We start from the raw sequence: 14134 nt of genomic DNA on the forward strand, positions 1-14134 counted from the left end.
TGATTAATATCATCCATCATCATTGATGCCATCGATTGTTTGGGGGCAAGACATGGAGCTGCGGCATCTCCGGTACTTCATTGCGCTGGCCGGGTCGCTGAATTTCACGCGGGCGGCCGAGCGCGTGCACGTGACGCAATCGACCCTGTCCCACCAGATCCGGCAACTGGAGGACGAGGTGGGGCAGCGCCTGTTCGACCGCATCGGCAAGCGCGTGGTGATGACGGAGGCGGGGGAGACTTTCCTGGCCTACGCCCAGCGCGCGCTCAGGGAGATCGACCAGGGGCTGGGCGCGATCAAGCAGGACGTCGCGCTGGTGACGGGCCTGGTTCGGGTCGGCACCACCCATACCTTCAATCTGAATTTCATTCCGGATTGCGTGGCGCAGCTGTTGCAGCGCAGCCCCGGGGTGAAGGTGCTGATCGAAGAGTTGCCGGCAGACGCCATCGCCAGCGAGCTGGAGGCCGGCCGGCTGGACATCGGCGTGGCCTACCGGCCCGAAGGCGCCAGCGCGCTGCGCTTCGAGCCGTTGTTCAACGAGGAACTGGTGCTGGTGGTGTCGGCCAGCCATCCGCTGGCCGGGCGGCGGCGCATCCGCATGATCGAGCTGCATCGCGAGCCGCTGGTGATGCTGCCGGCCGGGTTTTCGACGCGGCGGATCCTGGACGAGTGTTTCCAGGCCGCGGGCGCGGCGCCCGAGGTCGTCGCGGAGATGAACACTATCGCCGCCATGCTGGGCATGGTCGCGCGCATGAACGTGGGCGCCATCGCCGCGGCCAGCGCGATCGCGCCGGACCCCGGGCTGCGCCTGATACCCATGGAAAATCCCACGCCCATGCGCACGCCGGGCCTGCTATTCAATAATGCGCATCCGCAAAGCCGCGCATGCCGCGCATTCGTGGCGCTATTGCGCAGGCGCGCGCTGGGGCAGGCCGCATTATCCGTAAGTCCCGAGTAAGTACTGTATTCGAATGCGCGGTTAAACGTCGTATTAATGGCCATCGCATATAAACCCGCATGCACGATTTTCGTGGGGTGCGCCAGCGGTCTTGCAAGCTCTGTTCGCGAATTCTCCTGCGATTTCATGGGCTTGCGGAGCCAATCCGTCACGATTAAAGGCGGCTCGAAAAATATTGGGGATTACACGCAGTGACAGTGTGGCGGCTTGCTTCCAGAATACCGCCCACATCGTGATTTCGCCCAAGAAGCCGGCGACGGGCGTCGCGCAATATCGGAATAAATGCCGTAAATGCGTGCCGAACAGAGCCGCTCACAACCTCGCTGGAGAACTCCGCATGAAGTTTCTGCATCGTCTTACCCCGGTAGCCGTCGCGCTTGGTGCACTTGCCCTGGCCGGCGCCGTGCATGCAGCCGACACGATCAAAATCGGCATTCCCCAGCCCATGACCGGGCCCAACACGCAGTACGGCGACCAGATCCAGGCCGGTGCGCTGACGGCCATCGAGACCATCAACGCCAAGGGCGGGGTCAAGGGCAAGAAGCTCGAGCCCATCCTGATCGACGACGGCTGCGAACCGAAGCAGGCCGTGCCCGCCGCCAACCGCGTGGTCAACTCCGGCGCCAAGTTCGCCGTGGCCCATGCGTGCTCGGGCGTGACCGTGGCCGCGGTGAAGGTCTATGAGGAAGAGGGCATCGTCGGCATCACCCCGGGCGCGACCTCGCCGCTGGTGACCGACACCATCAAGCCGCATTTCTTCTTCCGCACCATCGGCCGCGACGACCAGCAGGGTCCGTACGCCGCCAACTACATCGCCAAGACGCTCAAGCCCAAGAAGGTCGCCGTGCTGCACGACAAGCAGACCTACGGTTCGGGCGTGGCCACGCAGGTCAAGGACACGCTGGCCAAGGAAGGCGTGAACGTGGCGATGTTCGAAGGCATCAACGTCGGCGACAGCGACTATTCGGCCATCATCACCAAGCTGAAGTCGGCCGGCGTGGACCTGGTGTACTTCGGCGGCTATCACCCCGAGCTCGGCCTGCTGCTGCGCCAGTCGCGCGAGCAGGGCCTGCAGGTCCAGTTCATGGGCCCGGAAGGCACGGCCAACCAGGACCTGGTGGCGATCGCCGGCCCGGCCATCGAAGGCCTGCTGGTGACCCTGCCGGCCGACTTCACCAAGCTGCCGGGCAACGAAGGCATCGTGAAGGCGTTCAAGGACGCCAAGCGCGATCCGGACGGCGCCTTCCAGATGCCGGCGTACGCCGCCGTGCAGATCCTGGCCGACAGCATCAACGCGGTGGGCGAGGACCCCGCCAAGGTGGCCGACTACATGCACAAGACGACCTTCAACACCGGGATCGGCAAGGTCGAGTACGACGCCAAGGGCGACCTAAAGAACTTCGAGTTCGCGGTCTACAAGTGGGACAAGAACGGCAAGAAGACCCAGCTGTAAACTCGCGATCCCGCCGGCGGCTCGCCGGCGTGTAGGGTCTGTCGTCCTCGTTTTGCCGCCATCCGCATGGCAAGCGCCAAAAGCGCTGCGGGGGCGGCGGGAAGCGGCGGCAGGCCCTTATAAAATACGCCCAGGTTTCCGGCTCCGGGTCTCTCTACCGGAGCCGGAACTATTTGGAGCAAGATAAATAATGTCTGACCTCATACCCCAACTTACCCAGCAATTCTTCAATGGATTGTCTCTGGGCGCGATCTATGCGTTGATCGCCATCGGCTACACAATGGTCTACGGCATCATCGGTATGATCAACTTCGCCCACGGCGAAATCTATATGATCGGCGCCTATGTCGGCCTGGTCACACTGACCGCCATCGGCACCAACAGCGGCCTGCCGATGCCGTTCATCATCGCGGCCATGCTGGTCGTGTCCATCGTGGTCACCGGCATCTACGGCTTTTCCGTGGAACGGGTGGCCTACCGCCCGGTGCGCGGCAGCCCACGCCTGGTGGCGCTGATCTCGGCCATCGGGATGTCGATCTTCCTGCAGAACTGGGTGGCCCTGGGCCAGGGCGCGCGCGACATGGCCGTGCCTTCGCTGGTCTCGGGCGCCTGGCAGTTCCAGATGGGCTCCGACTTCGATGTGACGGTGCCGTATTCGCGGCTGATGATCATCGTGGTGACGGTGCTGCTGATGATCGCGCTGACGCTGTTCATCAAGTATTCGCGCATGGGCCGCGCCTCGCGCGCCTGCTCGCAGGACATGCAAATGGCCAATCTGCTGGGCATCGACACCAACCGGGTGATCTCGTTCACCTTTGTGATGGGCGCGATCCTGGCGGCGGTGGGCGGCGTGCTGATCGCCATCACCATCGGCAAGCTCAATCCCTTCATCGGCTTTCTGGCAGGCATCAAGGCCTTTACCGCGGCGGTGCTGGGCGGCATCGGCAGCATCCCGGGCGCCATGCTCGGCGGCGTGCTGCTGGGGCTGGCCGAGACCTTCGCGGCCGCCTACATCTCGTCGCAGTACAAGGACATCGTGGCGTTCTCGCTGCTGATCCTGATCCTGCTATTCCGTCCCACCGGGCTGTTGGGCAAACCTGAGGTGGAAAAAGTCTGATGTCGAACAACACTCTTAAAAACGCCACGATGGCGGCCGTGCTGACGGCGGTCATCGTCACGCCGGTCTTCGGCCTGCAACTGATCCGCCAGGGCGCGCGCACCAGCATGGAGGCCAACTGGTCGCTGGTGGCGATCGCCGCCGCGGTGGTGTTCGTGTTCCAGCTGCTGCGGCCCTGGATCGCCAAACCCTTCCAGAAGCTCAAGACGGGCCTGCCCACCTTGCCGGCGGCGCCGGCCAAGAGCCACAAGCCGCTGGCGCTGCTGCTCCTGGCGATCGCGGTGATCTGGCCGTTCTTCGCCGGCCGCAGTTCGGTGGACATCGCCACCCTGGTGATGATCTACGTGATGCTGGGCCTGGGCCTGAACATCGTGGTGGGCTTCGCCGGCCTGCTGGACCTGGGCTTCGTGGGCTTTTACGCGGTGGGCGCCTATACGTACGCCTTGCTGTACCACTGGGGCGGCTGGAGCTTCTGGGAAGCGCTGCCGTTCTCGGGCGCGATGGCGGCGCTGTTCGGCTTCATCCTGGGCTTTCCGGTGTTGCGGCTGCGGGGCGACTACCTCGCCATCGTGACGCTGGGCTTCGGCGAGATGATCCGGCTGCTGCTGATCAACCTGAACACGCTGACCGGCGGCCCGGACGGGATTTCCGGCATTCCCAAGCCGACGGTGTTCGGCATGGAGATGACGCGCCGCGCCAGCACGGAAGGGGGCACCACGTTCCATGACTTCATGGGCTGGACCTTCGAGAACCAGCACATGGTGATCTATCTGTACCTGATGGCGCTGCTGCTGGCGCTGATCACGCTGTTCGTGTCGACCCGGCTGATCCGCATGCCGGTCGGCCGTGCCTGGGAGGCGCTGCGCGAGGACGAGATCGCCTGCCGTTCGCTGGGCCTGAACCCCACGCGCATCAAGCTCTCGGCGTTCACGCTGGGCGCGATGTTCGCGGGCTTCGGCGGCGCGTTCTTCGCGGCGCGCCAGGGCATGGTCAATCCGGAGTCCTTCACCTTCATCGAATCGGCGCTGATCCTGGCCATCGTGGTGCTGGGCGGCATGGGCTCGCAAGTGGGCGTGATCCTGGCGGCCGTGCTGCTGACGGTGCTGCCCGAGGTGGCGCGCGAGTTCGCCGAGTACCGGATGCTGATGTTCGGCCTGGTGATGGTGTTGATGATGATGTGGCGTCCGCAGGGGTTGTTGCCCATGAAGCGTCCCCACGTGGAGCTGGCCAAATGAGCGAGGCATTGCTGAAAGTTTCCGGGCTCACCATGCGGTTCGGCGGCCTGCTGGCCGTCGACAGCGTGGCGTTCGAAGTCAAATCCGACGAGGTGTTCGCCATCATCGGCCCCAACGGGGCCGGCAAGACCACCGTGTTCAACTGCGTGGGCGGCTTTTATTCGCCGACGGCGGGCGAGATCATCATGGACGGCCAGGCCATCACCGGCCTGCCCAGCCACAAGGTGGCGCGCCACGGCCTGGTGCGCACGTTCCAGAACGTGCGGCTGTTCAAGCAGCTGACCGTGCTGGAGAACCTGCTGGTCGCCCAGCACACGCAGGTGGAGTCGCGGCTGCTGCCGGGGCTGCTCAAGCTCAAGTCCTATCGCCAGTCCGAGGCCGATGCGCTGGCGCGCGCGGCCCAGTGGCTGGATTTCATGGGGCTGCGCGAGTATGCCAACCGCGAGGCGGGCAACCTGGCCTACGGCCACCAGCGCCGCCTGGAGATCGCGCGCTGCATGATCACCAAGCCGCGCCTGCTGATGCTGGACGAGCCAGCCGCCGGCCTGAACCCGCAGGAAAAGCGCGACCTGCAGGCGCTGATCGACCAGCTGCGGCGGGAGTTCGGCGTGGCGGTGCTGCTGATCGAACACGACATGAGCCTGATCATGGGCATTTCCGACCGCATCCTCGTCATGGAGCACGGCAAGCCCATCACCACCGGCACCCCCGAGCAGGTGCGCAACGACGAGCGCGTCATCAAGGCGTACCTCGGGGAGGAATGATGCTTAAGCTGGAAAACATACATACCTACTACGGGGCCATCCAGGCGCTCAACGGCGTGTCGGTGGAGGTCAACAAGGGAGAGATCGTCACGCTCATCGGCGCCAACGGCGCCGGCAAGACGACGCTGCTGATGACGGTCTGCGGCAATCCCCGGGCGCGCGAGGGCAGGATCACCTTCGAGGGCGAGGACATCACCCACAAGGACACCCACCACGTCATGCGCAGCGGCATCGCCATCTCGCCCGAAGGGCGGCGGGTCTTCAAGGACCTGACGGTGGCCGAGAACCTGAAGATGGGCGGCTTCTTCTCCAAGCGCGACGAGATCGAGGCGGGCATCGACCACGTCTACGGCCTGTTCCCGCGGCTCAAGGAGCGCGCCAGCCAGCGCGCCGGCCTGATGTCGGGCGGCGAGCAGCAGATGCTGGCCATCGGCCGCGCGCTGATGACGCGTCCGCGCCTGCTGCTGCTGGACGAGCCCACGCTGGGCCTGGCCCCGCTGGTGATCGCGCAGATCTTCGACATCATCCGCGAGATCCGCGAGCAGGGCGTGACCGTGTTCCTGGTGGAGCAGAACGCCAACAAGGCGCTGGGCGTGGCCGACCGCGGCTACGTGCTGGAGAACGGCCGGGTGGTGCTGCAGGACAGCGGCGCCAACCTGCTGGTCAACGACCAGGTGCGCAAGGCGTACCTGGGCGGTTGAGGTTTTTCCCCGCGAAGGGAGATTGGGCGCATCGGGAGATGCGCCTTTTTTTGTTTTTGGGGGGCGATGGGTTTCGCGCGTTCGACAGTCGGGTTCTTGCTTCGGGATTCTCGCGCTGCACCCATCATGCAGCGATCCGCTCCCGCTCCCGGTCCGCCTGGTAATGGCCGATGGCGGCCAGCGCCAGCGCGTCGATGGAGTCGGTGAGGGTCACGCCCAGGCTGGGGCGCAGCGCGTGCGGCACGGCCAGCGGCAGTTCGGTGCAGCCCAGCACCACGGCGTCGGCGCCGCGGGCGCGCAGGCGGACGATGCATTCGGCGGCCGGCGCGTAGGCGTCTTCCAGGCGGTTGGCCTTGACGGCGCGGATCGATTCCATGCAGTAGCGCTCGACCTCGTCCTCGTCGGGCACGACGCAGTCGTAGCCCTGGGCCTGCAGGCGCTGCTGGTACAGGCCCAGCTTGAGCGTGGCGGCCGTGCCCATCAGGCCGATGCGCCCGCGCGGCAGGCCGAGCCGGCGCAGGTCGTCGATGACGGCCTGGATGATGTGCAGCACCGGCAGGCGGGTGGCGGCGGCGATCTGCTCGTACCACAGGTGGGCCGTGTTGCACGGGATGGCGATGAGCTGCGCGCCGGACTGTTCCAGGAAGCGCACGCCTTCGACCATATAGGGCAAGGGGCTTTCGCCGCCCGCCATATGGGCGCTGGAACGGTCGGGGATGCGGGGATCGTTGCGCAGCAGGGTGGGGATGTGCTGCTGGTCGACGGCGGCGGGCGTCAGGGCCGCCAGGCGCAGGGCAAAAGCGGCGCCGGCCATGGGGCCCATGCCGCCCAAAACACCCAGGTAACAACCCTGGGAATGGCTATTCACTTTATTCACTCCGAGCTGATGCTGCACCGGGCGTCAGAACCTGGCCCGGGCGTTCGGCGCCGGTCCGTTCCCCGTCCCACACGCGCTTGCCATTGACCCAAACTGCCTGGATGCCCTGGCTTGCCTGAATGGGAGCTGAAAAAGTGGCCACGTCTGTGACGGTGGCGGGATCGAACAGCACCAAGTCGGCATGATACCCCTCCCGGAGGCGGCCGCGGTCCGCGATGCCGTACTGGTCGGCCGCCAGGCCGGTCATTTTGTGGATGGCCGACTCCAGCGACAGCAGGCGCTGCTCGCGCACCATGGTGCGCAGCACGTTGGTGAAGGTGCCCCACTGGCGCGGATGCGGATGCGGGTCGAAGGGCAGGCCGTCGGAGCCGACCATGGTCAGCGGGTGCGCGAAGATGCGCGACACGTCGGCCGGGTCCATCAGGAAGTAGATGGCGCCGGCCGGGGCCAGGCGCTCGACGGCGGCCGCGTCGTCCAGGCCGAGTTCGGCCATGACCTCGACGAAGTCGCGGCCGGTGGCCCCCGGGTAGCCCTTGGACCAGGTGATCAGCGTGCGGCTGGCCAGCCGCGCGCGGTCCAGCCGCAGCATGGTGGAGGTGGCAGGATAGGGGTGGCAGTCCAGGCAGACCGGCTGCGCGGCGGCGGCGCGGCTGATCAGATCCAGCGTTTCGCGGCTGCGGCCGTGATTGCGTTCGCCAGCCAGCTTGTGGTGCGAGAACACCACGCGGCAGCCCAGCTCGCGCCCGACCAGCAACGCTTCTTCCATGGCCGGCACGATATGGTCGGCCTCGTCGCGCAGATGGGTGGCGTAGACGCCGGGGCGGCCGCGCAGCGGCGCGCAGACGTCGATGATTTCGTCCGTGGTGGCGGCGCTGGCGGGCGGGTAGAAGGTGCCGGTGGACACGCCGAAGGCGCCCGCGTCCAGCGCCTCGCGCAGCAGTTCGCGCATGGCGGCGCGCTCGGCCTCGTCGGCCGCGCGCGAGGTGTCCTGCATGACGGCCACGCGCAAGGTGCTGTGGCCGACCAGCGGCGCCACGTTGACGGCGGGCGGCGCGGCGCGCAGCGCATCGAGCCAGGCCGCGAAACTGGCGTAGCGGAACAGCGGGGCGGGGCCGAGCAGGTCCAGCGGCTGCGGAATCTCGGCGCGCGCCAGCGGCGCGAGGCTGATGCCGCAGTTGCCGGTGACCACGGTGGTCACGCCCTGCGACACCTTGGGCCGCATGTCGGGATGCGCCAGCAGATAGCCGTCGTCGTGGGTGTGGGAGTCGATGAAGCCGGGCGCCAGCGCCAGGCCGCGCGCGTCGATGACGGGCGCGCCGGGCGGGTGGTCGAATTCGCCGACGGCGGCGATGCGCTGGCCGCTGACGGCCAGGTCGCCGCGGCGGGCGGGGCCGCCGGCGCCGTCGATGAGCGTGGCGCCCGCCACGATGAAGTCTGCTTGCAAGCGCGTTGCGGTCATGTTCAGTCTAGTTTCTCGATGCCGGCGGATTCGATGATGCCGCGCCATTTGGCGGTTTCGCGGTCGATCAGCTTCTTGAAGTCGGCCGGCGACCCGCCGGCGGGCTCGGCGCCCAGCGTGGCCAGGCCGGCGCGCACGTCGGGGGCCTGCAGCGCCTTCTGGATGGCGGCGTTGAGCGTGGCCACCACGTCGTCCGGCGTGCCCTTGGGCGCGACCACGCCGCCCCAGGAGACGGTCTCGTAGCCCTTGACGCCGGCTTCGTCCAGGGTCGGGACCTCGGGCATCAGCGGCAGGCGCTTCAGGCTGCTGACGCCGATGGCGCGGACCTTGCCGGCCTTGACCAGCGGCGCGGCCTCCGAGGTGTTGACGAACAGGTAGTCCAGGCGTCCGCCCAGCAGGTCCTGGATCGCCGCAGGGCCGCCGTTATAGGGCACGAACATCACGTCGACCTTGGCCATGCTTTTGAACAGTTCGCCGCCCATGTGGCCGGTGGTGCCCACGCCCGAGGCGCCGTAGGACAGCCGGCCGGGCTGCTTGCGGGCGCGGTCGATCAGGTCCTGCACGGTTTTGACCGGGGAGTCGGCCGGCACGATGAGCGCGTTGTACAGGTCGAACAGGTGCGCGACGGGCGTGAGGTCCTGGTCCACGTCGTAGGGCAGGCGCTTGAAGAGCGAGCGGTTCACGGCCAGCGTGTTGATGTTGCCGTAGCCCACGGTGTAGCCGTCGGCCGCGGCGCGCTTGACCAGCGTGATGCCGATGTTGCCGGCCGCGCCGGGGCGGTTTTCGATGACCAGCGTGGCGCCGGTGTCGCGCGCCAGCTGGGTCGTGATCAGGCGCGACAGCACGTCGGGCGAGCCGCCGGCCGCGGACGGCACCACGAAAGTGATGGGCTTGTCGGGATAGGCGGCGGCGAAGGCGCTGGCCGAGAGCGTGACGCCAAGCGCCAGTGCGGCCAGGCCGCGGAGGTAGCGGTTGCGCATGATGGATTTCCCCTGGTTTGTATGGTGATCGTGGCCGCAGGTTACACCCGGGCCCGGGCCGCGCCGTCATCGAAAAATGTCTAAAACCTATAATCGGCCGTTATCGATCTGGCGCGACTGAGCGGGGGAAAAATGGAGATGGACGCCTATTCGGACGAGGTCGGACCGACTGCCGGCAGACCCTTGAACCTGAGGCAGATAGAGGTGTTCCGGGCCATCATGATGTCCGGCTCGATCAGCGGGGCCGGGCGCATGCTGCACGTGTCGCAGCCGGCCGTCAGCCGCGTGCTGGCGCTGACCGAAAGCCGCCTGGGCTACCGGCTGTTCGACCGGGTCAAGAGCCGGCTGTCGCCCACCGCCGAGGCCCGCCGGCTGTACGCCGAGGTGGAGCAGGTGTACGGCGGCATCCAGCGGGTCAACGACCTGGCCGCCAGCCTGGCGCAGTCGGGCGCGGGGATGCTGAAGATCGTGGCCAGCGCCAGTTTCGGGCAGCGCCTGATTCCCAGGGCGCTGGAGCGGCTGCGCAGCCGCAACGCGGACGCGCGGGTCGATTTCCGCAGCGTGACTTTCGACGAGCTGGCCGCGTATTTTCTGTCGGGCCAGGCGGACATCGGCATTTCGATGCAGCCGCCGGACCATCCCAACCTGACCTCGCTGCGCCTGGCGCAGGCGCCGGTGGTCTGCGCCTTGCCGCCGGCGCATCCGCTGGCCGCGCGCGCCGTGGTGCGCCCCGAGGACTTTTCGACGGCGGCATGGATCGGCTATCCGCAAGATACGCCGCTGGCGCGCGCCTTGCAGCCGTTCTTCGGCGGGCAGGCGGCCTGTCCGGCCGCGATCGAGGTGCATTCGCCGGTGACCGCCTGCGCCTTCGTGCAGCAGGGGCTGGGGCCGGCGCTGGTGGACGCCTGGTGCGTCACGCCGGAGCAGGCCGGGCACATGGCGCTGCGCCCGATCGAGCCGCCGGCCTCGGTGGACATCTGGGCCACGCATTCCAACCTGAGCGCGCCGCCGCTGCTGGCGCGGCGCTTTCTGGCGGCGGTGAAAAAGACGCTGGAGGCCGAGGGGCCGGGCGTCGCCACGCCGGGCGCCGCTGCGCCGGGCGTCGCTACGCCTTAGGCGGCTTGCAGCCCTTCGGCCTGGAGCGCGGCCTGCACGCCCTTGTCGGCTTCCATGCGCTTGAAGAACGCGGCCAGGTTGTCCAGGCCGGTCAGGTCGACCGACTTGCCATGCGCCCAGCGCAGCACCACGTAGAGGTAGGCGTCGGCGATGGACGGCTTGTCGCCCACCAGGTAGGACTTGCCGGCCAGTTGCCCGTCGAGCTGCGCGAACAGTTTGGTCAGCAGCTTGGAGGCCGAACCCGCCAGCTCCTTCTGCGCGCCTTCTTCGCCCAGGAAACGGGAAGCGCCGAAGATCATGGAGAAGGTCTTGTGCACGTCGGAATTGATGAAGCCGAGCCAGCGGCGCACTTCGGCGCGCGAGCGGGCGCTGCCGTCGCCCATCAGGCCGGATTCCGGCGCCTGCTCGGCCAGGTATTCGAGGATGGCGGCGTTCTGCGTCACGGTCCAGTCGCCGTCGGACAGCGCGGGCACGGCGCCCAGCGGATTGACCTTGAGGAACTCGGGGCCCTTGAGCTCATCGCGGCTGAGCTTGTGCGTCTGGTAGGGTTTGCCAAGCCATTCGAGGACGATGTGGGAAGCGAGCGAACACGCGCCGGGCATGTAGTACAGTTTCATCTGATGGGTGCTCCACGGAGGTAGGACAGGAGACTCCTGTCCCTGGCCGATATGGTACGCCACCGGCGCGCCGGGTCCGACACAACGCCTCAACCGAGTTGCCGCCGGAGATGTCCATGCCGCCACGATACGCCGCCCACGCGCGCGCCTTGCTCCTGACCCTGTCCGCGCTGTGCGCGGCCCCCGCTGCGGCGGCTTCCGATCCTGCTTCCGAGGCGCCCGCCGTGGCCGCCCGCGTCGAGGTGGTGGCGCGCGGGCTGGATCACCCCTGGTCCATGGCCTTCCTGCCCGGCGGCGACATGCTGATCACCGAACGTTCCGGCAGCCTGCGGGTGTGGCGCGCCTCGGGCGGGCTGTCCCAGCCGCTGGCCGGCGTGCCCAAGGTGCTGGCGCAGGGGCAGGGCGGTTTGCTGGACGTCGCGCTCTCGCCCGATTTCGCCGCCGACCGCTATGTCTATCTTTCGTATGCCGAAGCCGGCGGCGCCAAGAGCGGCGCGGCCGTCGGCCGCGGCCGCCTGTCGGCCGACGGCGCGGCGCTCGAGAACTTCCAGGTGCTGCTGCGCCAGGAGCCCAAGCTGTCGTCGGGCATGCATTACGGCGCGCGGCTGGCGTTCGACCGCAAGGGCTACCTGTTTGTCGCGCTGGGCGAGAACAACCAGCGTCCCACCGCGCAGGACCTGGACAAGCTGCAGGGCAAGGTGCTGCGGCTCAACGCCGACGGCTCGGTGCCGCCGGACAATCCCTTCGTCGGGCGGGCCGGCGCGCGGCCGGAGATCTGGTCTTACGGCCACCGCAATCCGCAGGGCTTGGCGCTCAATCCGTGGACCGGCCAGATCTGGGAGAACGAACACGGGCCGCGCGGCGGAGACGAGATCAACCTGGTGCAGCCGGGCAAGAACTATGGCTGGCCGCTGGCGACCCACGGCATCGATTATTCCGGGCGGCCCATACCCGAGGCCAAGGGCGAGCGCCTGCCCGGCATGGAGCCGCCGCTGTACTGGTGGCCCAAGTCGCCCGCCATCAGCGGCATGGCGTTCTATGACGCCGATCGCTTTCCGGCGTGGCGCAATTCCGTATTCATCGGCGCGCTGGGCTCGCAGGACCTGATCCGGCTGACGCTGGAGGGCGATCGCGTGGTGGCGCAGGAACGGCTTTTGGCCGAGCGCAAAAGCCGCATCCGCGACGTGCGGCTGGGGCCGGACGGTTATGTGTACGTGTTGACGGACGCTTCGCCGGGCGAGCTGCTGCGGGTGGCGCCGGCGCAATCGGGAGGAGGAACGCGATGAAACCGTATGAGCTGATCGGGTCCGCGGGCTGCGGCTCGGCCATCGTCGAGATGGCGCTGGTGCTGGCCAACGTGCCGCACACGCTGACCGACGTTCCGTATCTGAAGCCCGGGCCGCAGCGCGACCGGCTGCTGCATCTGAATCCGCTGGGGCAGGTGCCGACGCTGATCCTGCCGGACGACGAGGTCATGACCGAGAGCGCGGCCATGATCCTGCACCTGAACGACGTGGCGCCGCAGGCCGGCCTGGCGCCGCCGCCGGGCAAGCCCGAGCGCGCGCGCTTCCTGAACCTGCTGGTGCGGCTGGTGGGCGCGATCTACCCCACTTTCACGTATGGCGACGATCCGCCGCAATGGACCACCGCAGGCGCGCCGGCCGAGCTGCTGCGCGAACGCGTGCACATGCGGCGCGCCGAACTGTGGCAGGAACTGGAGCGGCAGGCCGGCGCGCCCCACATGCTGGGCCGGCGCTTCTCGGCGCTGGACCTGTACGTGACCGTGATGACGCACTGGCGTCCCGGCCAGGCCTGGTTCGAGTCGAATTGTCCGGCCCTGACCGCGGTGGCGCGCGAGGCCGCGCAGGAGCCTAACGTGGCGCGCGTGCTGCGCCGGAATTTTCCGCCGCCGACCGAGTGACCGCGGGCGCGGGACGGCGCGCGCGCGACTTGCCGCGCGCCTCGCGCACGGCGATGTACACGCCGCTGCCGGCGATGAACAACGCGCCCAGGTAGGCGTAGGCGTCTGGCGCCTCGCGCCAGAAGATCCAGCCCAGCACCGTGGCCCAGATCAGGCCGGTGTAGTCGAAGGGCGCGACCACCGAGGCCGGGCCGATGCGAAAGCCCTGCGTGATCAGGGCCAGGCCCAGCGTGCTGAAGAGCGCCACGGCGCCGAAGTACGGCAGGTCCTGCATGGCGGGCGTCTGCCAGACCCAGGGCAGCCCCACGGCGCTGCACACCAACTGGCCCAGCACGATGTAGAACGTGGTGGTCAGCATGCCTTCGCCGCGGCTGATGCCGCGCGCGGTGATCATCATGACCGCGTAGAGCAGGGCGGTGGTCAGCGGATACAGCGTGGCGATCTGGAATGCCTGCGTGCCGGGGCGCACCACGATCAGCACGCCGGCGAATCCGGCCAGCACCGCCAGCCAGCGCCTGCCGTCCACGCGTTCTTTCAGGACCAGTACGGACAGCGCCGTGACGAACAGCGGCGCCGCGAACGCGATGGCCGTGGCCTCGGCCAGCGGCAGCGCGCGCAGCCCCAGGTAGAAGCAACAGGCCGACACCACGTTGATGACGCCGCGCGTCAGGTGCAGGCCGGGATGCGTGGTGCGCAGCACGCGCCGGCCGCCCAGCCACAGCGCCAGCGTCATGACGAAGGGCAGCGCGATCAGCGCGCGCAGGAACAGGATCTGCAGCGGGTTGTAGCTGGCGCCCAGCCACTTGGCGTTGGCGTCGCTCAGGGTCAGGAAGAAAATGCCGCCCACCACGCAGGCGATGCCTGCGGCGGCGGATGGATTCTGGGCGGCGGGCAATGCGGTGGAAGTGGACATCTACAGCCTGGGAAAGCGGCGGT

14 protein-coding genes are annotated in these 14134 nt (G+C 67.9%); 9 read left to right on the top strand and 5 right to left on the bottom strand.

Features of this window, described 5'->3' with window-relative positions:
• Positions 1-52 precede the first annotated feature (52 nt).
• From AC1M14_RS13050 to AC1M14_RS13075, 6 genes are all read left to right on the top strand, one after another.
• Positions 53-958 carry a LysR substrate-binding domain-containing protein gene (locus AC1M14_RS13050; protein ID WP_479731748.1) on the top strand — a complete coding sequence of 302 codons (906 nt, stop codon included), beginning with the start codon at positions 53-55 and terminating at the stop codon, positions 956-958.
• 337 nt (positions 959-1295) lie between these two features.
• Positions 1296-2411 (top strand): high-affinity branched-chain amino acid ABC transporter substrate-binding protein, encoded by a 1116-nt coding sequence (locus AC1M14_RS13055; RefSeq protein ID WP_102771265.1) that lies wholly within the window; start codon positions 1296-1298, stop codon positions 2409-2411.
• A 190-nt stretch (positions 2412-2601) separates the two neighbouring features.
• Entirely contained in the window at positions 2602-3528 is a 927-nt protein-coding gene (gene livH / locus AC1M14_RS13060) for a high-affinity branched-chain amino acid ABC transporter permease LivH (RefSeq protein ID WP_479731749.1), read from the top strand.
• Positions 3528-4763, top strand: a complete 1236-nt coding sequence (locus AC1M14_RS13065; protein ID WP_168202115.1) for a high-affinity branched-chain amino acid ABC transporter permease LivM — start codon at positions 3528-3530, stop codon at positions 4761-4763. The genes livH and AC1M14_RS13065 overlap by 1 nt, the downstream gene beginning before the upstream one ends.
• Positions 4760-5527, top strand: a complete 768-nt coding sequence (livG, locus tag AC1M14_RS13070) for a high-affinity branched-chain amino acid ABC transporter ATP-binding protein LivG (RefSeq protein WP_102771262.1) — start codon at positions 4760-4762, stop codon at positions 5525-5527. Before AC1M14_RS13065 ends, livG begins: the two co-directional genes overlap by 4 nt.
• The gene (locus AC1M14_RS13075; protein WP_102771261.1) at positions 5527-6228 is read left to right on the top strand and encodes an ABC transporter ATP-binding protein; all 702 of its coding nucleotides are present in this window, start codon (positions 5527-5529) and stop codon (positions 6226-6228) included. The genes livG and AC1M14_RS13075 overlap by 1 nt, the downstream gene beginning before the upstream one ends.
• 124 nt (positions 6229-6352) lie before the next feature.
• Here the strand turns inward: AC1M14_RS13075 and cuyB are convergent, their stop codons facing one another.
• Genes cuyB through AC1M14_RS13090 form a run of 3 tightly spaced genes read right to left on the bottom strand, consistent with a single transcriptional unit; the run spans position 6353 to position 9544 of the window.
• On the bottom strand, positions 6353-7042 hold the full coding sequence (gene cuyB / locus AC1M14_RS13080; protein ID WP_247747699.1) for a cysteate racemase: 690 nt from the start codon (positions 7040-7042) through the stop codon (positions 6353-6355).
• Positions 7043-7097: 55 nt separating this feature from the next.
• A complete protein-coding gene (locus AC1M14_RS13085) occupies positions 7098-8564 on the bottom strand; it encodes an N-acyl-D-amino-acid deacylase family protein (RefSeq protein ID WP_479731750.1) in 1467 nt (488 codons plus the stop codon).
• Between the two features lie 2 nt (positions 8565-8566).
• Entirely contained in the window at positions 8567-9544 is a 978-nt protein-coding gene (locus tag AC1M14_RS13090; protein ID WP_102771258.1) for a Bug family tripartite tricarboxylate transporter substrate binding protein, read from the bottom strand.
• A gap of 132 nt (positions 9545-9676) precedes the next feature.
• On the opposite strand from AC1M14_RS13090, the gene AC1M14_RS13095 reads away from it, so the two are divergent.
• A complete protein-coding gene (locus AC1M14_RS13095) occupies positions 9677-10660 on the top strand; it encodes a LysR family transcriptional regulator (protein WP_479731751.1) in 984 nt (327 codons plus the stop codon).
• Here the strand turns inward: AC1M14_RS13095 and AC1M14_RS13100 are convergent.
• Positions 10657-11277 carry a glutathione S-transferase family protein gene (locus AC1M14_RS13100; protein WP_102771256.1) on the bottom strand — a complete coding sequence of 207 codons (621 nt, stop codon included), beginning with the start codon at positions 11275-11277 and terminating at the stop codon, positions 10657-10659. The genes AC1M14_RS13095 and AC1M14_RS13100 overlap by 4 nt on opposite strands.
• A gap of 116 nt (positions 11278-11393) precedes the next feature.
• Between AC1M14_RS13100 and AC1M14_RS13105 the strand changes: the two genes are divergently transcribed.
• Both AC1M14_RS13105 and AC1M14_RS13110 read left to right on the top strand, forming a co-directional pair.
• The gene (locus AC1M14_RS13105) at positions 11394-12563 is read left to right on the top strand and encodes a PQQ-dependent sugar dehydrogenase (RefSeq protein WP_479731752.1); all 1170 of its coding nucleotides are present in this window, start codon (positions 11394-11396) and stop codon (positions 12561-12563) included.
• Positions 12560-13198, top strand: coding sequence for a glutathione S-transferase family protein (locus AC1M14_RS13110; RefSeq protein ID WP_102771254.1), 639 nt, complete (start codon positions 12560-12562; stop codon positions 13196-13198). The genes AC1M14_RS13105 and AC1M14_RS13110 overlap by 4 nt, the downstream gene beginning before the upstream one ends.
• Here the strand turns inward: AC1M14_RS13110 and AC1M14_RS13115 are convergent.
• Positions 13149-14111 carry a DMT family transporter gene (locus tag AC1M14_RS13115; protein ID WP_102771253.1) on the bottom strand — a complete coding sequence of 321 codons (963 nt, stop codon included), beginning with the start codon at positions 14109-14111 and terminating at the stop codon, positions 13149-13151. The genes AC1M14_RS13110 and AC1M14_RS13115 overlap by 50 nt on opposite strands.
• Between the last annotated feature and the right edge of the window lie 23 nt (positions 14112-14134).

It is taken from the genome of Achromobacter sp. SX5 (assembly GCF_056711425.1).